Consider the following 24,124-nt stretch of genomic DNA (forward strand, 5'->3'; position numbering starts at 1 on the left):
CCGAAGATGATGATCGACGGCAAGCTCGTCGACGGTGAGGCGGGGACGTTCGTCAACATCAATCCCGCCACCGAAGGCGTGCTCGGTCACGTCGCCGACGCGTCGAAGGCGGACATGCACCGGGCGATCGATGCGGCCCGCCGTGCCTTCGACGACACCGGTTGGTCGACCGATCACGCGTTCCGGCGGCGGTGTCTGCTGCAGTTGCAGGACGCGCTGGAGCGCGAGCGGGAAGAGCTGCGCGAGGAGCTGATCGGTGAAGTCGGCTGCCCCCGTGCCATCACCCACGGACCCCAACTCGACGCGCCGCTGGCGGACGCTTTGAGGTACCCGGCCAAGCTGATCGACGAATACCCGTGGGAGACATCGTTGGGCGACGCCGTGGTGTCGGTCACCGGGGTGAACACCACCCGCACGGTCTGGCGTGAACCGGTCGGCGTGGTGGGGGCGATCGTGCCGTGGAACTTCCCGTTCGAGGTCACCATCCACAAGATCGGGCAGGCACTGGGCGCCGGTAACACCGTGGTGCTCAAACCGGCTCCGGACACCCCGTTCAACGCCACGCGGCTGGGCCGTCTCGTCGCCGAACACACCGACATCCCGCCGGGCGTCGTCAATGTCGTCACCGCATCGGATCACCTTGTCGGCGAGGAACTCACGCTGTCGCCGAAGGTCGACATGATCTCGTTCACCGGATCCACGGCGGTGGGCAGGCGGATCATGGAAAAGGGCGCCGCGACCATGAAGCGGCTCTTCCTGGAGCTAGGCGGCAAGTCGGCGACCATTGTGCTGCAGGACGCCGACTTCGCGGCCGGCTGCATGATGGGGATCGCGCCGTGCCTGCACGCCGGTCAAGGCTGCGCCAACCCGACCCGGCTGCTGCTCCCGCGGTCCCGCTACGACGAAGGTGTCCAGATCCTCAAGGGCATCTATGAAAACGTCGTGCCCGGTGATCCACAAGACCACGCAACCCTGTGCGGCCCAGTGATTTCCGACAGTCAACGCCGGCGGATCCGCGGGTACATCCAGAAAGGCATCGACGAAGGAGCGACCCTGCTCGTTGGCGGTGTTGAGCCCCCCGACGGGCTTGACACCGGTTTCTACGTCAAGCCAACACTTTTCGTCGACGTCGACAACTCGATGACCATCGCGCAGGAAGAAATCTTCGGACCCGTGCTGTCGGTGATCGCATTCGACGACGAGGACGACGCGGTGCGCATCGCCAACGACAGCCCCTACGGACTCGCAGGCAACGTGATTGCAGGCTCGCTGGACCGGGCCCTTGCGGTGGCCAAACGACTGCGCGCCGGATTCATCGGACTCAACGGCACGGCCGGCTACGGCGCCGACACCCCGTTCGGCGGGTACAAGGCCAGCGGCGTCGGCCGCCAGAACGGCGTGGCCGGGTTCGACCAGTACACGGAAATCAAATCCGTCGCCTACCCAGCCATCTAGGAGAACCCGTGCAACTTTTCGACGACCTCGAGGACTTCGGCGAGTTCGACGCATTCGTCTCGGGCGACGTGCGTGACCCGTACACCGAACTCGCACGGCTGCGACGGGAGGAACCGGTGCAGAAGATCGAAATCCCCGGTATGCCTGGGCAGCAGGGCAAACCGATCGTCATGGTGTACCGGTACGAGGAAGCCCAGCAGATGTTGCGGGACAACGAGACCTTCTCGTCGTCGATCATCATCCAGGCATTCGGTGACGTGTTCGGTAAACACGTGATGCTCGGCATGGACGAACCGGAACACGCTCGGCACCGGGCACTGGTCGCGAAGGCGTTCTCGCAGAAGGCATTGGCGCGGTGGGAGGAGGGCCTCGTCACCAGGGTAGGCACCGCGTTGATCGACCGGTTCGCCGACCGGGGGAGCGCAGACCTGGTCAAGGAGTTCAACTTTCCCTATCCGACACTGATCATCGCGGGGTTGCTGGGCCTGCCGCAGGAGGACTACGCGCAGTTCCAGAAATGGTCGATATCGCTGCTGTCGTTCACCGTGAACCCCGAACGCGGCCGCGAGGCGTCACAAGCGCTCGCCGAGTACTTCGCCCCGATCCTGGCGGCGCGCAGGGAGGAACCGCGCGACGATCTGATCAGCGGACTGGCCGCAGCCGAGATCGACGGCGAGAAACTGTCCGACGAGGAGATCTTCTCGTTCCTGCGGTTGCTGCTACCCGCGGGCGTCGAGACCACCTACCGCTCGCTGGGAAACCTGTTGTTCGGCTTGCTGTCCCACCCCGACCAGCTCGACGCTGTGCGCGCCGATCGTTCGCTGCTACCGCAGGCCATCGAGGAAGCGGTGCGGTGGGAACCCCCACTCATCATGATCACCCGAGTGGCCAACTGCGACACCGAACTCGGCGGCGTCCAGATCCCCGAAGGGTCGTCGGTCATGCCCATCCTCGGCGCCGCGAACAGGCAGGACGACCGGTTCCCTGATCCCGACCGGTTCGACATCTTCCGCGAATCCAAGGCGAACATCGGCTGGGGCTACGGCGTGCACGTCTGCCTCGGCATGCACTTGGCGCGCCTGGAGATGCGGGTGGCGCTCAACCTGCTGCTGGATCGGCTGCCGAACCTGCGGCTCGACCCCGGTGCCAGTGAGGCCTACATCCGCGGGCAGGCGTTCCGTTCCCCGACGTCTGTGCCGGTCCTTTTCGACCCGCGAGCAGACACGTAGGTACGCGACACGCCGTGTTTCGCGGACTTTGATGTCTGCTCGCGCAGGAAAAAGGAGCCCAACACAAGATGACCGACTTCGACCAGGTGGATTTCTTCACCGACCCGTCCCTTGTCCCTGACCCGTATCCCTACTTCGACCATCTGCGCTCGAAATGCCCAGTGACGCAGGCGACGCCGTTCCACGTCCTGGCGGTCACCGGCTACGACGAGGCGATTGCGGTGTACAAGGATCCGGCGTTCTCGTCGTGTGTGTCGGTGGCCGGCCCGTTCTCCGGACTGCCGTTCGGGCCGGGGGAGAGCGACGACGTCTCGGCGTTGATCGAGCAGCACCGCGGCCAGGTTCCGATGGCCGAGCACATCACGTCGCAGGACCCGCCGGTGCACACCCGCACCCGTGGTCTGCTCAGCAGGCTCATCACGCCCAAGCGCCTCAAAGAGAATGAAGAGTTCATGTGGCGGCTCGCCGATCAACAGCTCGACACCTTTGTCGACAAGGGCAGCTGCGAGTTCCTCGCGGACTACGCAAAACCGTTCTCCCTGCTGGTGATCGCCGATCTGCTGGGTGTGCCACCCGAGGATCACGAGGAATTCAGGGCCGTCTTCGCGCTCGAAACTGTCGGCGAATTGGGCAAGGAGGCGCCGACGTCGCACAACCCACTGGAGTGGCTCAACGAGAAGTTCTACTCCTACCTCGAAGACCGCAGACGCACACCGCGCGCCGACGTGCTCACCGAACTCGCACAGGCCAAACACGAAGACGGTTCGACGCCGGACATCGAAGACGTGATGAACCTGTCCACTTTCCTGTTCGCCGCGGGCACCGAGACGACGACCAAGCTGGTGAGCTCCGCGATACGGTTCATCGCCGACAATCCAGGTTTCGAAGCTCGGCTGCGTGCGGATCGCAGCAGGATCCCGGCCTTCCTCGAAGAAACCCTACGCATGGAAAGCCCGGTCAAATCGCACTTCCGGATGGCGAGCAAGACCACGAACATCGGCGGTGTCGAGGTGCCGGCCGGAACGACCGTCATGCTGCTGCCCGGCGCGTGCAACCGCGACGAGCGGAAGTTCGCCGACCCCAACACCTTCCAGCCTGACCGAACCAACGTGCGCGAGCAGATCGCGTTCATCCGTGGCGCTCATTCCTGCCCGGGCGCGCCGCTGGCCCGGGCCGAGGGCCGAATCTCGCCGCACCGCATCCTCGACCGCTGCAGCAACATTGCGATCTCCTCCGAGCATCACGGCCCGGCGGACAACCGCGACTACTCGTACGATCCGACGTTCATCATGCGGGGGCTCAGCGAGCTGCACATCACTTTCACACCGCTGGATTGAGTCCGAAAAGAAGGAGTACATATGGCCGGAAAGCTCGACGGCAAGGTCGCTTTCATCACAGGCGCCGCCCGCGGACAGGGCCGGGCGCACGCGATCGCGATGGCCAGGGAAGGAGCCGACATCATCGCCGTCGACATCTGCCGCGACATCCCGTCCAACCCCTATCCCCTGGCCACACCCGAGGACCTCGCGGAGACCGAACGGTCCGTCAAAGAACTCGGCCGTCGAATCGTCGCCCGGGTTGCCGATGTCCGCGAACGGCATGAGCTGCGCGACGCAGTCGAGGCGGGCGTGGCCGACCTGGGCAAGATCGACATCGTCGTCGCCAACGCGGGCATCCTGCCGATGGCCATGGGCAGGCCTGATCCGATGCAATTCATCGACGCCTCCGACGTCGATCTGGTCGGCGTGATGAACACCGTCGCAGTCGCCCTCGGCCACCTGCCCGACGGGTCATCGATCATCGTCACCGGCTCGACCGCAGGCATGATCCGGGGAACGACAGACAACCCCAACATGGGTCCTGGCGGTGCGGGCTACGGATGGAGCAAGCGAATCGTCATCGAGTACGTCGAGGAGATGAGCCTGCACCTGGCGTCGCGGATGATCCGGGTCAACGCCATCCACCCGACCAATTGCAACACCCACCTGCTCCAGAACGACGGCATGTACTCCATGTTCCGGCCCGATCTGACCGCCGCGGGTAAGAAAGCCACCCGCGAAGACGCCGAACCGTTGTTCACGATCTTCCAGGCCATGCCCATCCCGTACATCGAGCCCGAAGACATGGCCAACCTGGGGGTTTTCCTCGCCAGCGACGACAGTCGCTACATCACCGGGCAGCAGATCCGCGTGGACGCAGGCTCACTGCTCAAGTGGCCCAACGGACCGGGCCGGTAACGCGCAAATGGGCACACTCATCATGCTGGGCACCCTCTTCGGCTTGATCGTCGTGATCGTCGGTGCCGTGTTGTATTTCGACCCAGAGACCCGTCGGGCGCCGGAGACCGATCGGTGAGCGTCGAGTTCTTGATCAAGGCCGGGGTCGCCTTCGCGTACCTCAGCGGTCTCGGCTTCCTGGCCGTCGGGATCTACCTGAGCTACCGGCGCGGGCGACTGCATCCGCTGCTGCTGATCTGCCTCTCGGCACTCTCGTTCTCGTGGATCGAGGCGCCCTACGACTGGGCGGTGTACGCCCAATTCCCGCCGGCTCTCCCGCGGATGCCGTCGTGGTGGCCGCTGAACATGACCTGGGGCGGGCTGCCGTCGGCGGTACCCGTCGGCTACATGGGATACTTCGTGCTCCCCGCGATCATCGGTGCGGCACTGGGACGTTGGGCGACGGCGCAATGGGGTTGGCGGCGACCGCAAACGCTGTTGTCGGTCGGCTTCGCCGTCGGATTCTGCTGGGCCTTCTTCTTCAACGCGATCGTCGGTGCGCGCCTGGGCTTGTTCTACTACGGCTACGTCATCGAAGGCCTGGGGGTATGGGAAGGGACCAAACACCAGTACCCGATCTACGACGCCATCGCGATGGGTGTACAGATGATGGTGTTCACGTATCTCCTGGGCCGCACCGATGCCAAAGGCCGCAACGTCATCGAAATGTGGGCGGACAAGGTCTCCGTGACCCGGCTGCAGTCGGCGCTGCTGTCGGTGGTCGCCGTCATCGTGGTGGGACATCTCGTCTACGCCTCGGTGTTCGCCCCGCACCTGGCAACCAAGCTCGCGGGCTGGGTGAACTCGGGTCCCACCGAACAGTTATTCCCCGGCGTGCCAAACCAACCGAAGTAATGAGATGCCATGACCGTTGACCCGATCACCGAGTTGTACTACGACCCTTATGATCTCGACATCGATGACGATCCGTACCCAGTGTGGAGACGGATGCGCACCGATGAGCCGTTGTATTTCAACGACAAGTACAACTTCTACGCCCTCAGTCGCTACGAAGACGTCGCGCGCGCACTGCCCGACTGGCAGACGTACCGATCGGGCCGCGGCACCACCGCCGACATCTTGTTCAGCGGCATCGAGGTGCCGCCGGGAATCCTGCTGTTCGAAGATCCACCGCTGCACGATCTGCACCGGCGGCTGCTCTCGCGCGTCTTCACGCCACGGCGGATGCTGGCCGTCGAACACCTGGTGCGCGGGTTCTGTTCGCGGGCACTGGATCCGCTCCGGGATTCCGATGGTTTCGACTTCGTCACCGATATCGGCGCGATCATGCCGATGCGGACCATCGGGTACCTGCTGGGCATCCCCGAGGAGGGACAACAGCAGATCCGGGATGTCAGCGACAAGAACATTGCGGTCGACTCGGCAGGCGCCGACATCAGCCCGACGATCTTCCAGGACGCGATGGCGGTGTTCGCGGAGTACATCGAGTGGCGGGCGGCCCATCCTTCGGACGACCTGATGACCGACCTGCTCACAGCGGAGGTCGAGGAGGCCGACGGGACCCGGCGCCGCCTCGAGCGCACCGAGGTTCTCGCCTACACCGCGATGATCGCCGGCGCGGGCAACGAGACCACCGCCCGGCTCATCGGATTCATGGGGCAGCTGCTCGGTGAGTACCCCGATCAACGACGCGAACTCGTGGTGGAACCGTCGCTCATCGCGTCGGCAGTGGAGGAGACGTTGCGGTATGAACCGCCCTCGCCCGTGCAGGGTCGGTGTGTGGCGCGCGACGTCGAGCTGTACGGGCACATCGTGACCGAGGGTTCCCACATGCTGCTGCTCAACGGTTCGGCCAATCGCGATGAAACGCGGTTCACCGATCCCGATCGCTACGACATCCACCGCAAGGAAGGACACCTCAGCTTCGGGCAGGGCCTGCACTTCTGCCTCGGGTCGGCGCTGGCGCGGTTGGAGGCGCGGGTTGCCTTCGAGGAGGTCTTCAAACGATGGAGCGACTGGGAGGTGGACTACGACACGGCGGCCCGGGCCCACACCTGCAGTGTGCGGGGCTGGGCCCGGCTGCCGGTCAACGTCAGGTGAGCCCTGACGAACTGGATCAGTAGTTGTTGCAGCTACCGGCGATCGAGGTGATCGGACCGAAGTACTGCGCGGCTGCCGGGCTGCCCTGCAGCTGTGTCACCGTCTGCTGGCGCTGGGCCGGCGGCGACGCCAGGAAGCTGCGCAGCGCGCCTTGCGCGAACGGCGACGCGTTGAACTCCTGCGCCAGGTCTGGCCGCTGCGCGGTGAGCGCCGCGACGACCTGCTCGTAGGTGCACGTGGTGTTGACCACCGCGTCGTACGGCGCAGCAGTTGCGACACCGACCGAAGCGGGGATTGCGACGGCGAGGCCGCCGATGGCGATCGCGAATTTCGCGCGCGAAAACTTGATCATGTCTTCATACCCCCATCTGGTTCCGCCGACACGGCGGGGAGTTTGCTCACACGTCTGTAGAAGTGACCTCAGTCGAGGTTAACAGGACTATCGGGCTAGGGGGCTGACCTGTTACTGGTGTGACATCCGCGGATCAGTCGATGACGGCAGTTTCCTTGCGTTCGGTGATCGGCCGGGCGAGTTCCTGCTCATTGCAGATGCGCTGCAACTTCTCCAACGTCTCGTCCAGACCGGGGCCCAGCCGTTTGCCCGGAGTGAATGTGGCGGGCAGGTTCCGCATGCCCTGGATGACGCCGATGGTGTCGTAGTGCACGGTGCCCTCGGGGTCGCACACGTAGTCGGGCATGCGGTCGAGCACCGCGGTGAGCATCGACTTGAACACCGTCCGCGCCACGTTCGAACCGACGCAGCGGTGCACCCCGATACCGAAGCTGAAATGCCGGTTGCCCTTGCGGTCGAGGACGACCTCGTTGGGTTGGTCGAACACCGACGGATCCCGGTTGGCCATCGCCCAGGACAGCCAGAGGCGCTCGTACTGCTTGAACTGTTGACCTTCCACCACGACGTCTTCAGAGAAGGTCCGGCCGTCACCGGGTGCCGGGGTGAAGAAGCGAAGGAACTCCTCGGTGGCCGGGTCGAGGAGCGTGGCCCGCTCGGTGCTGAGCCGGCTGCGCTCGTCCGGGTGCTGACCGAGCCACTCCAGGGCATGCGCAGTCAACGCGGTGGTGGTGTCGAATCCGCCGCCGATGACCAGACCCAGGTTGCCCAGGATCTCGATGTCGGGCGCAGGTTCACCGTCGATGCGCAACTGCAACATCGCATTGACCAGACCGGGCCGAGGGTTCTGCCGGATCTCCATCATGTTGTTGATGATGTCGATGCCCATCTCGCGGTGCTGCTCGTTGATCTTCTCGCGGTCGGGTGAGTGCTCCGGGGTGTACACCGATGCGTGGGTGGGCTCGCTGTAGACGTTCCACTTCTTGAGCTCGATGCCCATCATGGCGAGGGTGAACACCGCGGGTACCACGTTGGCGAGATGCTCGACGAAATCGATCCGGCCCGATTCGATGTGCTCGTCGAGGGCGGCGCGCGTGATCTCGTCGACGAACGGCACCCACCGCTTGATCGCGGCAGGGGACAGGTAGGGGTTGAGCGCCCCGCGGTAGGCGCTGTGCTCGGGCTCGTCCATCTCGAGGATGCCGCCGCGAACGACGGTCGCGCGGCTGGCCTTCGGGATGGTGATGCCCTGGTAGGGAGTGTTCCCGCTGATGTCGTGGTGGTTGGACACCACGGGGCAGCGGGCCAACTCGAACACATGCTTGCTGTCGGCGGCCACCCAGTGGCCGTTGTAGGTGTCGGTCCACGCCATGGGGCAGCGGGACTGCATTTCCTCGGTGATCTTCTCGAACTGCCCGCGGTATTCCGGTGTGTGCCGGTCGAAGTGGTAGGTGTTCTTCTTGCGTTCGTCGTCGGTCGTGATGTCCTGCAGGCTCACGCGTTGTCTCCCTTTGGTATTCGGGTCGTCGTCAATCCTCGATGACGATGGCCTGCTCGGGGCAGGAGTGCGCGGCCTCGCGGACCGCGTCCTGCCGGTCGGCCGGTACCACTTCCGACACCGGGGACGCGTGACCGTCCACATCGTCGAGTTCGAACGAGTCGGGCGCGATCATCGAGCACAGGGTGTGGCCCTGGCAGCGACCAGCATCGACCGAAACCTTCACTACGCCAACCCCTTTCGAGTCAATCCGCTCACACGTGATAGTCGTACCACTTGAGGTAGCCGCCCGCGTCGACACGCAGCTGCATGCCGGTGACGTACCGGGCTTCATCGGAGGCGAGCCACAGCACGGCGTTGCTGATGTCGACCGGCTCGATCCAGGGCACCTTCATGGCCTGCTGGACGTAGAACACCGGTTCGGCATCGGCCTGCGTCGGGTGCTCGAGGTCGGGGCGGAAGGACCGGTACATCGGTTCGCTCTGCAGCATGTTGGTGTTGCAGTTGGTCGGGTGGATGACGTTGGCCCGGATTCCGCGCGGCGCGAGTTCGGTGGCGACGTCGTGAACGTACTGCGACAGCAGGCGTTTGGAGGTCATGTACGCCATGCCGCCGGGGTCGGCGCCCGGGTTCGGCTTGTTGTGCGCGTCCATCAGCGCGGCGGCCGACGCGGTCGCGACGATCGAGGCGCCCTCGGTCAGGTGCGGCAGCGCCACCTGGATCGCGTTGATGGTGCCGACCAGGTTGGTGTTGATGACGTCGGTCCAGGCCTGCAGCGGCGGATTGCCCTTCATCCCGGCGACGCCGGCCTGGGCGACCACGATGTCGACCTTGCCGAGTTCGGTGAGGCCGGCCTCCAACGCGTCCTTGAGTTGGTCGGCCACCCGAACGTCGGCCTGTGCGGTCACGATGCGGCCGCCGGCCTTCTCGACGAAGCGGGCGGTCTCCTCGAGGTCCTCGGGCGTCGCCAACGGATACCCGATCGAGTCGATGTTGCGGCAGAGATCGACTGCGATGATGTCGGCGCCCTCTTCGGCCAGCCGGACCGCGTGGCTGCGTCCCTGCCCGCGCGCGGCGCCGGTGACGAAGGCAACCTTGCCGGCGACTCGACCTTCTGAATTACCCACTGCTCGTAGTCCTTTCGTTAAGTGTTGCGGCCGCCGTTGACGCCGAGGATCTGCCCGGTGATGTAGCCGGCCTCCTCGGAGACCAGGAAAGCGCACGCCGCGGCGATATCCTCGGGCCTGCCGATCCGCCGCACCGGCGTGGCTTCGATGGTCTTCTCGATATCGCCGAGGTAACCCTTGCCGGCCGCGGCGCGCAGCATCGGGGTGTCGATGAAGCCCGGTGGCACCGCGTTGACCGTGATACCTGCCGGCCCGTATTCCAGGGCCAGGGTCTTGGTGAGGCCGTTGACCGCCGACTTCGCGGCGACATACGGCGCCATATAGGGCGCGCCGGAGTGGGTGCTGGACGACGAGATGTTGACGATGCGGCCCCAGCCGGCGTCGATCATCTCCGGTAATACCGCCTGGATGCAGTGGAAGACGCCGTTGAGATTGACGTCGATGACGCGCTGCCAGCGGTCGAAGGACACCTCGGTGAACCGCTTGAAACAGTCCAGCCCGGCCGCGTTGACGAGCACCGAGATCGGGCCGAGCTGTGCGCGCACAGCGTTGAGCGCAGTGTCGACCGCGGCGCGGTCCGTCACGTCGGCGACATGGGCGAACTCGTCGTCGGACGGCTGCAGGTCGAGGATGGCGACGTTGAGTCCGTCGGCCCGCAGGCGCGCGACGATCGCCGCGCCGATACCGGAGCCTCCGCCGGTGACGACGGCATTCTTCACAGCTGTACCCCTCGCGCCGGGTCGGCCGCACGTTTATCAGACTTCAAGAATCTTCCTTCCGATTATGAGAACCGTACTCTCGTCATTGTGCACATCGCAAGGTCTGTGTGGTCGGCAGGGGGCGGTCGCGGATGGCGCGACCTGGGCCGCCACGTGCCATGACTAGCCAATCTAGCTTTCGCTTGAGTTCTCATGAAGCGAATGTATGATTCGCCGGTGATGAGAATGAAGTTTCCATCACAGTCTGTAAATCGGCGAGGAGGATGATGCAGGAAACGCCCACGATCACGGATACCAAGCAGGCCGACCGGAAGATGTTGATCGGCGGTGAACTGCGCGAGACGCCGCGGACGTTTCCTTCCGTCAACCCCGCGACCGGCGAGGTGTTGGGGTACGCGCCCGACGCCACCGTCGCCGATGCGGAAGCCGCCGTCGCCGCCGCGCGGGAGGCCTTCGACACCACACAGTGGGCGACCGATACCGCGTTGCGCGTGCGCTGCCTGCACCAGTTCCATGAAGCCCTGATCGAGCACCGGGACGAACTCGCCGCCCTCACCACCGCAGAGGTGGGCGCGACCGCCGCGCTGTGCGCCGGTGCTCAACTCGACCAGCCGATCGACATCGTCCGGTACTACGCCGAGCTCCTGGAGTCCTACCCGCTGACCGAGGACCTCGGCAATATCTCCAGCCGCGGCATGCAGCACCACCGGTGGGTGGAAAAAGAAGCCGCGGGCGTGGTGGCGGCCATCATCGCCTACAACTATCCCAATCAGCTGGCGCTGGCCAAGCTGGCTCCCGCACTGGCCGCCGGCTGCACGGTCGTGCTCAAAGCCGCCCCGGACACCCCACTGATCACATTGGCGCTCGGCGAGCTGATCGCCGCGCACACCGACATTCCGGCCGGTGTCGTCAACGTCATCAGCGGCGCCGATCCGGCGGTGGGCGCAGTGCTCACCACCGACCCGGCCGTCGACATGGTCACCTTCACCGGTTCGACGCCCACCGGGCGGGCCATCATGGCCGCCGCAAGCGCCACGCTCAAGAAAGTGTTCCTCGAACTCGGCGGCAAGTCGGCCGCGATCATCCTCGACGACGCCGACTTCAACACCGCCGCACTGTTTTCCGCATTCAGCATGGTGACCCATGCCGGTCAGGGCTGTGCGCTGACCTCACGCCTGCTGGTGCCCGCCAAACACCGCGACGAGATCGTCGAGCTGATCAAGAACAACTTCGGCTTGGTGCGCTTCGGAGATCCGACCGACCCGAAGACCTACATGGGACCGCTGATCAGCGAGAAGCAGCGCGACAAGGTCGACGGCATGGTCCAGCGCGCCGTCGCGGGTGGGGCGACGCTGGTGACCGGTGGAGAGAAGGTGGACCCCGGCTTCTTCTACACCCCGACCCTGCTGGCTGATGTCGATCCCGACAGCGAGATCGCGCAGGACGAAGTCTTCGGCCCCGTCCTTGCCGTGATCGCCTACGAAGACGACGACGACGCAGTGCGCATCGCCAACAATTCGATCTACGGATTGTCCGGAGCGGTGTTCGGCAGTGAAGAGCGCGCCCTCGCTGTGGCGCGTCGCATCCGCACCGGGACGTTCTCGATCAACGGCGGCAACTACTTCAGCCCCGACAGTCCGTTCGGCGGATTCAAACAATCCGGAATCGGCCGGGAGATGGGCCGGGCCGGGCTCGAGGAGTTCTTGGAGTCCAAGACGTTTGCGACGGTGGTGTCATGACCGGCCCGCTGGACGGCATCCGGGTCCTCGAGGTCGCCATGTACGGCTTCGTGCCGTCGGCCGGTGCGGTGCTCGGCGAGTGGGGCGCCGACGTCATCAAGGTCGAACACGCCGTCACCGGTGATCCGCAGCGCGGGCTGCGCCAGACCGGGCCGCTGCGCGTGGAGGGCGACCCGAACCCCAACATCGAACACGCCAACCGGGGCAAACGCAGCATCGGGCTGGACATGTCGGTGCCAGAAGGTCGTGAGGTTCTGCTGGAACTGGCGCGCCGGGCCGATGTGTTCCTCACCAGCTTTCTGCCCGGGCACCGCCAGAAGTTCGGCATCGATGTCGACGACATCCGCGCGGTGAACCCGAACATCATCTACGCGCGCGGCAGCGCACTGGGGCCCCGCGGTGAGGAGTCGGTGAAAGGCGGTTACGACATGACCGCTTTCTGGTGTCGGGCCGGTACCGCGGCGACCATCACCCCGCCCGGGATCGACGGCATGATCGGCCCGCCCGGCCCGGCATATGGCGACACCATCTCGGGCACCAACCTGGCCGGCGGTATCGCGGCGGCGCTGCTCAAACGGGAACGCACCGGCGAGCCGTCGATCGTGGACGTCTCGCTGCTCGGTAGCGGACTGTGGTCCATGGGCCACACGTTCGCGCTCACCGGCCATCTCAATCAGCTCATGGTGCAACCACCTCCGGGCGTGCACGGCTCGCCGATCAACCCCCTGGTGGGGCTCTACGCGACCGCGGACGACCGCTACATCTCGTTCGTGATGATGCAGCCGACGAAGTTCTGGGCCGACGTGTGCCGGCACATGGACCTCGAGCGCTATCTCGACGATCCCCGATTCGCGACGCCCGAATCGTTCGCCGAGAACACCCCGGCTGCCGTCGAGATCCTCAGCGAGGCAATGAAGAAGCGGACCCTTCCGGAGTGGAGCGAGCGCTTCGCGACCCTGGCCGGGCCGTGGGCTCCGGTGCAGGACACGTTGCAGGCCGCGCAGGATGCGCAGATCCGGGCCAACGAGTACCTGGTACAGGCCGGTGAACTCGAGCTCGTAGCGAACCCGGTGCAGTTCGACGTCGCCGCACCCAGCACGGGGCCGGCGCCCGGATTCGCCGAGCAGACCGACGACATCCTCGTCGAACTCGGGCTGGACTGGGATCGCATCATCGAGCTCAAGACGGCCGGCGCCGTCACCTGAGCGGCGGACACCATGCCTCGTCTCGCGTCCATCGGGAGCCACCTGCCGTGTTTACCCGTGCGGCACCGGCATAGTCCGATAGCATCGGCCCTTTGGTTGCGGTCGAGTAAGCGAGTTTGTCCGGTATCACCGTCGCAAGTGGGGAGACTCAGGTGATCCGATGTGAACGACGCGCGCGTCCGGTGCTTGTCGGCACCGCCACGGGGAGTGCCGATCGGCGCGCGCGTGTTGGAAATATCCGTTGGGGGACAGGCGAGTTCGTCGCTGCCCCACCCAACGGTGCGCGAATCGGCTTGTCACACAATGCCGGCGGCCCGACCGTGATGTCGGCAGTGGCGATCCGGGACCGGAGGGCACATGGCAGATAGATGGTCGTCGGGCATATCGCTGGGCCGCAGCCTGGCCGGCCCGATGCAGGCGGTCGGAGCATTGTTCTCGATGTCGCTGGACGCGATCCGATTCACGTTCCGCCGGCCGTTTCAGGGCCGTGAATTCCTGGAGCAGTGCTGGTTCATCACCCGCGTGTCGATGGCTCCCACGCTGTTGGTGGCAATCCCGTTCACGGTCCTGGTGAGTTTCACCCTGAACATCCTGTTGCGTGAGCTCGGTGCCGCCGACCTGTCCGGCGCCGGTGCGGCGTTCGGCGCGGTGACCCAGATCGGGCCGATGGTCACGGTGTTGATCGTCGCCGGTGCCGGCGCCACGGCCATGTGTGCCGACCTGGGATCGCGGACGATCCGGGAAGAGATCGACGCCATGGAGGTGCTCGGGATCAATCCGGTGCAACGGTTGGTGACCCCGCGGATTCTGGCCTCCGGTCTGGTGGCGCTGCTGCTCAACAGCCTGGTTGTCATCATCGGAATCCTGGGCGGCTACACGTTTTCGGTGTTCATCCAGGACGTCAACCCCGGTGCGTTCGCGGCCGGGATCACCCTGTTGACCGGTGTGCCCGAAGTGATCATCTCGTGCGTCAAGGCCGCGCTGTTCGGGTTGATCGCCGGACTGGTCGCCTGCTACCGCGGGTTGACGATCACCGGCGGTGGCGCCAAGGCGGTGGGGAACGCGGTCAACGAGACAGTGGTGTATGCCTTCATGGCCTTGTTCGTCATCAACGTGGTGGTCACCGCCATCGGTATCCGCATGACGGCGCACTGAGGCGGGCAGGGACGCCATGGGAACGCTGACGATCCTGCGGAGCACCTATCCGCGGTTGACCCGCCAGATGAACAAGCCCGTATCGCTGTTGGGGCGCATCGGCGATCACACGTTGTTCTACGTCAAGGCCATTGCCGGTACCCCGCACGCGGCGTTGCACTACCGCCATGAGGTGATCCGGCTGATCGCCGAGATCTCCATGGGTGCGGGCACATTGGCGATGATCGGCGGCACGGTGGTGATCGTCGGGTTCCTCACCCTGGCCACCGGCGGGACGCTGGCCATCCAGGGCTACTCGTCGTTGGGCAACATCGGCATCGAAGCACTCACCGGATTCCTCGCCGCGTTCATCAACGTGCGCATCGCCGCCCCCGTGGTCGCAGGTATCGGGTTGGCGGCCACCTTCGGTGCCGGGGTCACCGCGCAGTTGGGCGCGATGCGGATCAACGAGGAGATCGACGCGTTGGAGTCGATGGCGATCCGGCCCGTGGAATACCTGGTCTCGACGCGCATCGTGGCAGGCATGGTCGCCATCACCCCGCTGTACTCGATCGCGGTGATCTTGTCGTTCTTGGCATCCCAGTTCACCACGGTGGTGTTGCTCGGCCAGTCAGGCGGCCTGTACGACCACTACTTCTACACCTTCCTGAATCCGATCGACCTGCTGTGGTCGTTTCTCCAGGCGATCCTGATGGCCATCACGATCCTGCTGATCCACACCTATTTCGGATACTTCGCCAGCGGCGGCCCGTCGGGTGTCGGCGTCGCCGTGGGCAACGCGGTGCGTACCTCGCTGATCGTCGTGGTGTCGGTGACGCTGCTGATCTCACTGGCCATCTACGGCTCCAACGGCAACTTCAACCTGTCGGGATAGGGAGAAGAGTTGACACAGAACATCGGCCCGGGCCCGGCGCACCGGTCCGAAACCACCAGTGCGGCAACGCCGGTGGCGGCGCGTCCCGGACGCAGCTTCGGCGTGGGCGGCCAGGTCCGCCCGCTGGCCGGTCTGGCCACCGTGGTCGCGCTGGGCCTGGTGGTGCTCGTGGCCATCGGCATGTTCCGGGGGAGCTTCACCACGACCGAGCCGATCACCCTGATCTCGGACCGGGCCGGGCTCGTGATGAACCCAGACGCCAAGGTCAAGATGCGCGGCGTGCAGGTCGGAAAGGTCGCCTCGATCGACTATCGGTCCGACGGCAAAGCTGTGCTGCACCTGGCGATGGATCCTTCGCAGCTGCGCCTCATCCCGCAGGATGTCCAGGCGGACATCGCCTCCACCACAGTGTTCGGCGCCAAGTACGTGCAACTGGTCGTGCCGCCGAACCCGTCCACCGACACCCTGCGTCCGGGTCAGGTGCTGCAGGGCCAGCATGTCACGGTCGAGATCAATACGGTGTTCCAACAACTCACGCGCGTGCTGGACAAGATCGACCCGGCCAAGCTCAACGAAACCCTCGGTGCCATGTCGGGGGCTTTCGGTGGCCGGGGCAAACAGATGGGGCAGACGCTGACGGACTTCGAGGCGCTGCTGGCCAAGCTGGAACCCAGCCTGCCCAACCTCTCCCATGACATCGAGTCGATGGCCCCGGTGGCCAATGCCTACGGCGATGCCGCGCCGAACCTTGTGCGCACTGTCGACAACACGAACCGCATCAGCGACAGCATCGTCGACGAGCAGACGAATCTCGATGCGTTCCTGGTGAGCTCGATCGGCTTGGCCGACGTCGGCAACGACGTCGTCGGCGCCAATCGCCCCGCGCTGACCGATGTGCTGCACCTGCTGGTGCCGACGACCGATCTGCTCAACAAGTACGCGCCCAGCCTCAATTGCGCGCTCGAAGGCATGAACTTCATGCGGTTGCAGCCGCCCCAGATGGATCCCGGTGTGCTGGTCAACGTGGCGTTCACGCTCGGTATCGAGCGGTACCGGTACCCGCAGAACCTGCCCAAGGTGGCGGCCAAGGGCGGCCCGAACTGCATGGGGTTGCCCTACATCGGATTCGGCAACAGGGCGAAGTACCTCGTCACCGACACCAACGCCAATCCCTGGCAGTACGGAAACCAGGGGATCCTGCTCAACTCCGACGGCCTCAAACAGATCCTGTTCGGCCCGCTGGACGGGCCACCGCGTAACACCGCACAGATCGGACAGCCGGGATGACGCGCGGCAGAAGCACTTTCATCAAGTTCGCCGTCTTCGCCGTGGTGATGGCGGTCCTCACGGCGTTCCTGTTCATGACGTTCTCGCAGTACCGCGGCGGCTCCTACAACACCTTTTCCGCCGTGTTCGGCGACGCATCGCGGCTGAAGGCCGGTGACACCGTGCGGGTCGCGGGTGTCCGGGTGGGAACGGTGAAAGACGTTTCACTGCAGCCGGACCGGTCGGTCCGCGTCGATTTCGAAGCCGACCGCAACATCGCGCTGACCACGGGAACCAAGGCCGCGGTGCGGTACCTCAACCTGGTCGGCGACCGCTACCTGGAGCTGATGGACAGTCCCGGGTCCACCAAGCTGCTGCCGGCCGGATCGCAGATCCCGAAGGACCGCACCGCCAGCGCGCTCGACCTCGACCTGCTGCTGGGCGGGCTGCGCCCGGTGATCCAGGGTCTCAACCCCCAGGACGTCAACGCGCTGACCTCGTCGTTGATCCAAATCCTGCAGGGCCAGGGCGATTCGCTCGACTCGCTGATGAACCGGACCTCGTCGTTCTCGAATACGTTGGCGGACAACGATCAGGTGATCCAGCAGTTGATCGACAACCTCAACACCGTCGTCGGTACGCTGGGTAAGGACGGCGGCAAGTTCTCCACCACGATCGACCGGCTCGAGCAGTTGGTCAGTGGGCTCTCGCAGGACCGTGATCCGATCGGCACCGCCATAACGTCCCTGGACAACGGGACTGCGTCGATCGCGAGCCTGCTCACCCAGGCCCGCCCGCCGCTGAAAGGCAGCGTCGAGCAGCTCAACCGGGTGGCCACTCTGCTCGACGACCAGAAGGCGACGCTCGACAGCGGGTTGCAGAAAGCTCCCGACAACTACCGCAAGCTTGCGCGGCTCGGATCGTACGGCAGCTGGATCATGTACTACATCTGCGGAATCTCGCTCCGGGTGACCGATCTGCAGGGCCGCACCGCGGTGTTCCCCATGATCAAACAAGAAGGCGGAAGGTGCGGGGAGCCCTGATGCTGAAATACCGCGAATCAAATCTCGTCAAGGCCGGCTTCATCGGCACTGTGCTGATCATTCTCGTCATCGCGGTCGGTCTGCAGCCGGAAAGGCTGATGCAGTGGGCCACGTCGTTGCGTCATCAGGCGTTGTTCACCGAGGCCGGCGGTATCGCAGTCGGCAACGACGTCACGTTGTCGGGCATCAAGGTCGGCAAGGTCACCGATGTGTCGCTGCGCAACGGCGATGCCCTGGTCACCTTCACCACCGACGGCAAGTATCCGTTGGGCTCGCTCACCACAGCGCACATCCGCACCGGCTCGCTGCTGGGCGAGCGAGTGCTGACCCTGGAGTCCGACGGCAGCGGGACGCTGCGCACCACCGACGTGATCCCGACGTCACGCACGTCCTCGCCGTACTCCCTCACCGATGCCGTCAGTGATCTGACGACCAATTCGGCAGGCACCGATACGGCATCGCTGAACCAGTCGCTGGACACCCTCTCGGCGACCATCGACCAACTGGCTCCCCGGCTCGGTCCGACCTTTGACGGCCTGAGCCGCTTGTCGCGTTCGATCAACAGCCGCAACGAGAGCCTGTCCACACTGCTCAAGAGTGCCGGCGACGTCACCACCGTGCTGGCGCAGCGCAGCGATCAGCTCAACACCCTGATCCTCAACGCCAACGACCTGGTGGGCGTCCTCAACGAACGTCGCGAAGCCATCGTGGACCTGCTCGCCAATACCGCTGCGGTGTCCCAACAACTCAGTGGGTTGGTGGCCGACAACGAGGCACAACTGGCGCCGACATTGGAGCGGCTCAACCGGGTGACCACGGTGCTGGAGAACAACCGGGACAACATCGCCAAGGCGCTGCCCAACATCAAGAAGTTCATGCTGTCGCAGGGCGAAACCCTGGCCAACGGGCCGTATTACAACGCCTACGTGCCCAACCTCAACCCCGCGCAGATCCTGCAGCCGTTCCTGGACTACGCATTCGGCTTCCGCCGCGGCGTCAATGCCGGGCAGCCGCCCGACAACGCCGGGCCTCGCGCCGAGCTTCCCTTGCCGTACAACGGGATTCCCGGGGGGTCGCGCTGATGAACCGAAACCGGATGGCAAAGTTGCTGGCGGTGGCGCTGGTGGCGTTGCTCGTCGTCGGCGCCGGATTCCTGGTCCGCCAGCTGTATTTCGCCCCGAAGACGATATCGGCGTTGTTCACGTCGGCAACCGGTATCTACCCGGGCGACGACGTGCGGGTATCGGGAGTCAAGGTGGGCACGATCGCGTCCATCGCACCCGAGGGCACGCAAACCAGGCTGACGCTCAAGGTGAACCGCGACGTGCCGGTGCCTGCCGATGCCAAGGCCGTGATCGTCGCGCAGAACCTGGTCGCGGCGCGGTACGTGCAACTGGCACCGGCCTACCGGTCGAGCGGCCCGACGCTGCCCGACAACGCGGTGATCGGCCTGGACCACACCGCGGTGCCCGTGGAATGGGACCAGGTCAAAGAACAGCTCATGCGGCTGGCCACGGACCTGGGTCCGAAGAGCGGTGTCGACGGCACCTCGGTGTCCCGCTTCATCGACAGCGCCGCCAACGCGATGGACGGCAACGGAGACAAGTTGCGCCAGACCATAACTCAGCTCTCCGGTGTCGCTCGCATCCTGGCCGAAGGCAGCGGCAACATCGTCGACATCATCAAGAACCTGCAGACCTTCGTCACCGCATTGCGGGACAGCAACGAGCAGGTGGTGTCGTTCCAGAACCGGTTGGCCACGCTCACCAGCGTCATCGACGGCAGTCGGTCCGACCTGGACGCGGCCCTGAAGAACCTGTCGGTCGCGGTCGTCGAGGTGGAGCGGTTCGTCGCGGGCACCCGCAACCAGACCTCCGAGCAGGTCCAGCGATTGGCCAACGTGACGCAGAACCTCGTCGATCACAAGATCGACGTAGAGAACATCCTGCACATCGCGCCGAACGCGTTCATCAACGGCTACAACATCTACAACCCGGACACCGGCAGCGCGGTGGGCCAGTTCGTGCTGAACAACTTCTCCAACCCGGTCCAGTTCATCTGCGGCGCAATCGGAGCCATCGAGAACACCACTGCGCCCGAGACCGCGAAACTGTGCTCGCAGTACATGGGACCGGCCCTGCGGCTGCTGAACTTCAACTACCTGCCGTTCCCGATCGCGCCCTACCTGATGCCGTCGGCCAACCCCGCGAACATCCTCTACTCCGAGCCAGGTCTGGCACCCGGCGGCGAAGGCGGGGCGCCCACCGCGCCGGAGGTTCCGCCGACGCTCTCGGCGTACAACCCGGGTCCGCCTCCGCCGGCACCGTATACGGGCCGGCCACCAGGGACGCCGCCGCCCGGCGCGCAGCAGATGCTGCCCGAAGGGCGTCCTGTCGAGCAGCCCAATGTGCCGTCCTCCGTGCGGGACATGCTCACCCCGGCAGGCCCCGCGGACGGTGCCGCGACGGGGCCGGCGCCGGGCCCCGAAAACCCGCCGGCGGGAACGCCGTTGCCTGCCGAAGCGCCGCAACCGGCAGAAGGGACGCCACCAGCATGAGCAGGCCAAAACCGGTGCGGCTGGCGATCGCCGTCGGGTCGTGCGTCGCGTTGACCGCGAGCGGCTGCGCCTTCCAGGGAGTGAACTCGCTGCCGTTGCCAGGCGCGGTCGGACGTGGCTCCGAAGCCACCGTCTATCACGTCGAGATCGCGAATGTGGCGACGCTGGAACCGAACTCACCGGTCATGATGAACGACGTCGTGGTGGGCAGCGTGCGCTCGCTCGGGGTCCGGGACTGGCATGCCGATGTCGAGTTCTCGGTGCAGCCGGGCACGGTGGTACCTGCCAACGCCATCGCCAGCATCGGGCAGACCAGCCTGCTGGGCTCGATGCACCTGGCCATCAATCCGCCTGTGGGTCAACCGCCGGAAGGCAAACTTCCAGCGGGCGCGACCATTCCGTTGAACGACTCGTCGACCTATCCGACCACCGAGCAGACTCTGGGGTCGCTCGCAGCGGTGGTCAACGGCGGCGGGCTCGGACAGGTCGGCGATGTCATCCACAACTTCAGTGCCGCGCTGAACGGACGGGAGGGCGACATCCGTTCTCTGATCACGCGGCTCGACACGTTCGTCGGCACCCTGGATGCCCAGCGGGACAACATCGTCGCGAGCATCCAGGGGCTCAACAGGCTGGCGACGACGTTCGCCGGTCAGCGCGACGTCATCACCCGGGCGTTGGACAAGATTCCACCGGCCCTCGACGTACTGATCAGGGAACGGCCCCGGCTGACGACGGCACTGCAGAAACTGGGGACGTTCAGCGACACCGCGAACCGGTTCGTCAACGATTCGCAGGCCGACCTGGTCGCGAATCTGAAGAACATGGAACCGGCGTTCAAAGCGCTGGCCGATGTCGGCCCCGACCTCGCGGCGGTCCTGGAATACGCGGTGCACTTCCCGTTCACCCAGAGCTTCATGGACCGGGCCATCCGCGGCGACTACTACAACCTGTTCGCCACCATCGACCTCACCGTCCCGCGGCTGAAGCACACCTTGATGCTGGGCACGCGCTGGGCGCAGGAGGATGCGGGACTGGTTCCGGCGCCGGGTGATCCGCAATATCTGAACTACACCTACGATCCGCTCAAGACCGGCGTGAATCCGCCACCGCCGGGGGCCTTCCCGCCGGCGCCGGACGCCCCGCCGCCCGGCGAAGCACCGCCACCACCGCCGCCTGCCGCGACCGGACCGATCCTGCCGGTGGCGCCGCCTGCGCCGCTGCCGATCCCCGGCGCCCCGGCTCCGGACGCGGCGCCGGCACCGGGTACACCGGCTCCGATATTCGCCGGACCTTATGGGGGGCACTGATGCTCACACGTTTCGTCCGGACCCAGCTGGTCCTCTTCACGGTTGCCTCGATCGTGGGGGTCGCGGTGATGCTGTTCGCCTACATGCAGGTGCCGACGCTGGTGGGCCTCGGCCGGATCACCGTCAAGGTGGAGTTGCCGGCCACCGGGGGGCTCTATCAGTTCAGCAACGTCACCTACCGTGGCTCCCAGATCGGCAAGGTCACGTCGGTCGATCTGACCGACAAGGGTGCGGTGGCGACGTTGTCGCTGGACCGGTCGCCGAAGGTGCCCGCCGATCTGCAGGCGCAGGTCCGCAGCATGTCGGCGGTGGGGGAGCAGTACATCGACCTGCTGCCGCGCACGGACTCACCGCCCTACCTTCAGGACGGATCGGTTGTCGCCATGTCCGACACCACGATTCCGCAGCAGGTCGGCCCGATGCTGGATCAGCTCAGCGCTCTGGTGGACACCATTCCCAAGGACAAACTGAGCCAATTGCTCGATGAGTCCTTCAACGCCTTCAATGGCACCGGATACGACTTCGGCTCGCTGCTGGATTCGGCGTCGACCATCACCCGCGACTCCAACGCGGTGTCGGACCACACGCGCACGTTGATCGACGACTCCGGTCCATTCCTCGACGCGCAAGCACAGACCACCGATTCGATCCGGACGTGGGCGGCGAGCCTGGCCGGCGTCACCGATCAGGTTTCCAACAATGACCCGCAGTTCCGGTCGATCCTGCGCAACGGGCCGGGATTCGCCAGCGAGACATCGCAATTGCTGCAGCAGATCAAACCGACACTGCCGGTGCTGTTGGCGAACCTGTCCACCTTCGGTCAGATCGCGGTGACCTACAACCCGTCGCTCGAGCAGATCCTGGTGCTGCTGCCGCCATACGTCGCCCAGATACAGACCTATGCGCCGACCAACAATCCAACGGGTCTGCCCAACGGCGACTTCTCACTGGGTCTCGGCGACCCCCCGGCCTGTACCGTCGGATTCCTTCCGCCGTCGGCATGGCGGTCACCGTCGGACACCTCGGTGATCGACACCCCGGACAACATCTATTGCAAGCTGCCGCAGGATTCTCCGATCGGTGTGCGCGGCGCACGTAACTACCCGTGCATGGGGCATCCGGGCAAACGGGCGCCGACCGTCGAATTATGTGACGATCCAAGGGGATTCCAGCCCCTTGCGCAGCGGCAACACGCGCTCGGCCCGTATCCGATCGACCCGAACCTGATATCGCAGGGTATTCCGCTGGATCAGCGGGTGTTGCCCGACAACAACATCTTCGGCCCGCTGGGAGGCACGCCATTGCCGCCCGGGGTTGCCGCGCCGCCTCCCGGCGCCGCGCCGCAGCCGCAGCCGCCGGCCAGCTTCCCCGGCATGCCTCCGGGTCCGTTGTTGCCCGGTCAGCCGATCTACACCGAGCCCCCGGTGCCCGGGCAACCTGCGCCACCTGTGCCCGACCCGAATGCGGTTCCGCTGGCTCCCGCGCAGCGTCCAGAGGCCTCCGAGGTCCCGGTGCCGCACGGACCCGCGTTGCCCGGGCCGGAACCGGACGGCGGCACACCGGCCGCAGCGCCGAGCGCGTACCACGGCAGCTCATCGGGGCCGTCGGTGGCGATCGCCAAGTACGACCCGCGCACCGGTCAGTACATGGGCAGCGACGGCAAGCTGTACCAGCAGGCCAACCTCGCCACGACGCCGAAGTCGTGGCAGGACCTCATGCCCAATTGATCAGTGGCCGAGCGCTTTGTGCCGTCAGAGCCTTTTCATGTAGAACGGCATCCGGATCACCGGCCACTGGTTGCGGCCGCACGAGCCGCTGGCGCCCACGGTGATGCTCTCCCCGGTGTACTCGGTGGATGCCAGGTCCACGTGCGCGTCGGCACCGACGGGATACAGCTTGTGGGTCTCCAGACCCTCGATGGGTGTGCCGTCGGCGCAGAACCGCCACTGGGGCACAACGCGTTTGACGTACCACAGGCCATTCGTGGTGTAGATGGGCGCGGTCCAGCCCTCGTCGCTGCTGACCGTGCCCGCGCAGTCGGTGGGCGATGTGCACGACGTGCTCACGGTCCAGGTGCTCCGTACCGAAGGCTGGTTCTCGTAGCGCTCGTTGATCTTGGCCCAGTCTCCGTTGGCCGATGTGGCGAACGTGCCGTTGATGCCCCATTCGTCCGATGCGCCGGCCGGTGCGGCCCCGCTCAGGCCGACCCATGCTGTCACGGCCACCACTGCCGCGGTCGCGCTTACCTTCGACGCCGACAT

Annotated in this window: 22 protein-coding genes; 16 read left to right on the forward strand and 6 right to left on the reverse strand. The window is 65.5% G+C overall.

The features are described 5' to 3' along the window. Positions 1-6 precede the first annotated feature (6 nt). The 6 genes from BTO20_RS10770 to BTO20_RS10795 all read left to right on the forward strand — a co-directional run bounded on the left by BTO20_RS10770 (position 7) and on the right by BTO20_RS10795 (position 7,021). Entirely contained in the window at positions 7-1,455 is a 1,449-nt protein-coding gene (locus BTO20_RS10770; protein ID WP_087081920.1) for an aldehyde dehydrogenase family protein, read from the forward strand. Positions 1,456-1,463: 8 nt separating this feature from the next. Then, entirely contained in the window at positions 1,464-2,684 is a 1,221-nt protein-coding gene (locus tag BTO20_RS10775) for a cytochrome P450 (RefSeq protein ID WP_087075712.1), read from the forward strand. A gap of 68 nt (positions 2,685-2,752) precedes the next feature. After that, on the forward strand, positions 2,753-4,021 hold the full coding sequence (locus BTO20_RS10780) for a cytochrome P450 (protein ID WP_087075714.1): 1,269 nt from the start codon (positions 2,753-2,755) through the stop codon (positions 4,019-4,021). A gap of 21 nt (positions 4,022-4,042) precedes the next feature. After that, entirely contained in the window at positions 4,043-4,921 is an 879-nt protein-coding gene (locus BTO20_RS10785; protein ID WP_087075716.1) for a mycofactocin-coupled SDR family oxidoreductase, read from the forward strand. 114 nt (positions 4,922-5,035) lie between these two features. After that, positions 5,036-5,815, forward strand: coding sequence for a spirocyclase AveC family protein (locus BTO20_RS10790; RefSeq protein ID WP_087075718.1), 780 nt, complete (start codon positions 5,036-5,038; stop codon positions 5,813-5,815). 9 nt (positions 5,816-5,824) lie between these two features. Further along, complete coding sequence (locus tag BTO20_RS10795) at positions 5,825-7,021, forward strand: cytochrome P450 (protein WP_087075720.1); 1,197 nt, start codon at positions 5,825-5,827, stop codon at positions 7,019-7,021. Between the two features lie 16 nt (positions 7,022-7,037). On the opposite strand, the gene BTO20_RS10800 is transcribed toward BTO20_RS10795, so the two are convergent. The 5 genes from BTO20_RS10800 to BTO20_RS10820 all read right to left on the reverse strand — a co-directional run bounded on the left by BTO20_RS10800 (position 7,038) and on the right by BTO20_RS10820 (position 10,714). Then, entirely contained in the window at positions 7,038-7,373 is a 336-nt protein-coding gene (locus BTO20_RS10800; protein ID WP_087075722.1) for a hemophore-related protein, read from the reverse strand. A 133-nt stretch (positions 7,374-7,506) separates the two neighbouring features. Beyond that, entirely contained in the window at positions 7,507-8,868 is a 1,362-nt protein-coding gene (locus BTO20_RS10805) for a cytochrome P450 (RefSeq protein ID WP_087075725.1), read from the reverse strand. A gap of 31 nt (positions 8,869-8,899) precedes the next feature. Further along, on the reverse strand, positions 8,900-9,094 hold the full coding sequence (locus BTO20_RS10810; RefSeq protein WP_087075728.1) for a ferredoxin: 195 nt from the start codon (positions 9,092-9,094) through the stop codon (positions 8,900-8,902). A 28-nt stretch (positions 9,095-9,122) separates the two neighbouring features. Then, positions 9,123-9,995, reverse strand: coding sequence for a mycofactocin-coupled SDR family oxidoreductase (locus BTO20_RS10815; RefSeq protein ID WP_087075731.1), 873 nt, complete (start codon positions 9,993-9,995; stop codon positions 9,123-9,125). Positions 9,996-10,012: 17 nt separating this feature from the next. Continuing rightward, on the reverse strand, positions 10,013-10,714 hold the full coding sequence (locus BTO20_RS10820) for an SDR family NAD(P)-dependent oxidoreductase (protein WP_087075732.1): 702 nt from the start codon (positions 10,712-10,714) through the stop codon (positions 10,013-10,015). A gap of 266 nt (positions 10,715-10,980) precedes the next feature. Between BTO20_RS10820 and BTO20_RS10825 the strand changes: the two genes are divergently transcribed. The 10 genes from BTO20_RS10825 (at position 10,981) to BTO20_RS10870 (ending at position 23,590) form a co-directional block, all read left to right on the forward strand. After that, entirely contained in the window at positions 10,981-12,453 is a 1,473-nt protein-coding gene (locus BTO20_RS10825; RefSeq protein WP_087081922.1) for an aldehyde dehydrogenase family protein, read from the forward strand. Then, entirely contained in the window at positions 12,450-13,658 is a 1,209-nt protein-coding gene (locus tag BTO20_RS10830; protein WP_087075734.1) for a CaiB/BaiF CoA transferase family protein, read from the forward strand. Before BTO20_RS10825 ends, BTO20_RS10830 begins: the two co-directional genes overlap by 4 nt. A gap of 357 nt (positions 13,659-14,015) precedes the next feature. Then, a complete protein-coding gene (locus BTO20_RS10835) occupies positions 14,016-14,813 on the forward strand; it encodes an MlaE family ABC transporter permease (protein WP_083163724.1) in 798 nt (265 codons plus the stop codon). Positions 14,814-14,829: 16 nt separating this feature from the next. After that, positions 14,830-15,687, forward strand: coding sequence for an MlaE family ABC transporter permease (locus tag BTO20_RS10840; protein ID WP_087075736.1), 858 nt, complete (start codon positions 14,830-14,832; stop codon positions 15,685-15,687). Positions 15,688-15,696: 9 nt separating this feature from the next. Further along, complete coding sequence (locus tag BTO20_RS10845; RefSeq protein WP_087075738.1) at positions 15,697-16,974, forward strand: MCE family protein; 1,278 nt, start codon at positions 15,697-15,699, stop codon at positions 16,972-16,974. Beyond that, complete coding sequence (locus BTO20_RS10850; RefSeq protein ID WP_087075740.1) at positions 16,971-17,996, forward strand: MCE family protein; 1,026 nt, start codon at positions 16,971-16,973, stop codon at positions 17,994-17,996. The genes BTO20_RS10845 and BTO20_RS10850 overlap by 4 nt, the downstream gene beginning before the upstream one ends. Continuing rightward, positions 17,996-19,078 carry an MCE family protein gene (locus tag BTO20_RS10855; protein WP_087081926.1) on the forward strand — a complete coding sequence of 361 codons (1,083 nt, stop codon included), beginning with the start codon at positions 17,996-17,998 and terminating at the stop codon, positions 19,076-19,078. The genes BTO20_RS10850 and BTO20_RS10855 overlap by 1 nt, the downstream gene beginning before the upstream one ends. After that, positions 19,078-20,553: an MCE family protein gene (locus BTO20_RS10860; RefSeq protein ID WP_087075742.1), complete on the forward strand. Its 1,476-nt coding sequence runs from the start codon at positions 19,078-19,080 to the stop codon at positions 20,551-20,553. The genes BTO20_RS10855 and BTO20_RS10860 overlap by 1 nt, the downstream gene beginning before the upstream one ends. Further along, positions 20,550-21,863: an MCE family protein gene (locus tag BTO20_RS10865; RefSeq protein ID WP_087075744.1), complete on the forward strand. Its 1,314-nt coding sequence runs from the start codon at positions 20,550-20,552 to the stop codon at positions 21,861-21,863. Before BTO20_RS10860 ends, BTO20_RS10865 begins: the two co-directional genes overlap by 4 nt. Beyond that, positions 21,863-23,590 carry an MCE family protein gene (locus BTO20_RS10870; protein ID WP_087075746.1) on the forward strand — a complete coding sequence of 576 codons (1,728 nt, stop codon included), beginning with the start codon at positions 21,863-21,865 and terminating at the stop codon, positions 23,588-23,590. The genes BTO20_RS10865 and BTO20_RS10870 overlap by 1 nt, the downstream gene beginning before the upstream one ends. A 24-nt stretch (positions 23,591-23,614) precedes the next feature. On the opposite strand, the gene BTO20_RS10875 is transcribed toward BTO20_RS10870, so the two are convergent. After that, complete coding sequence (locus BTO20_RS10875) at positions 23,615-24,124, reverse strand: Rv2253/PknI dimerization domain-containing protein (protein ID WP_087075748.1); 510 nt, start codon at positions 24,122-24,124, stop codon at positions 23,615-23,617.

The organism is Mycobacterium dioxanotrophicus (assembly GCF_002157835.1).
Taxonomy (GTDB): domain Bacteria; phylum Actinomycetota; class Actinomycetes; order Mycobacteriales; family Mycobacteriaceae; genus Mycobacterium; species Mycobacterium dioxanotrophicus.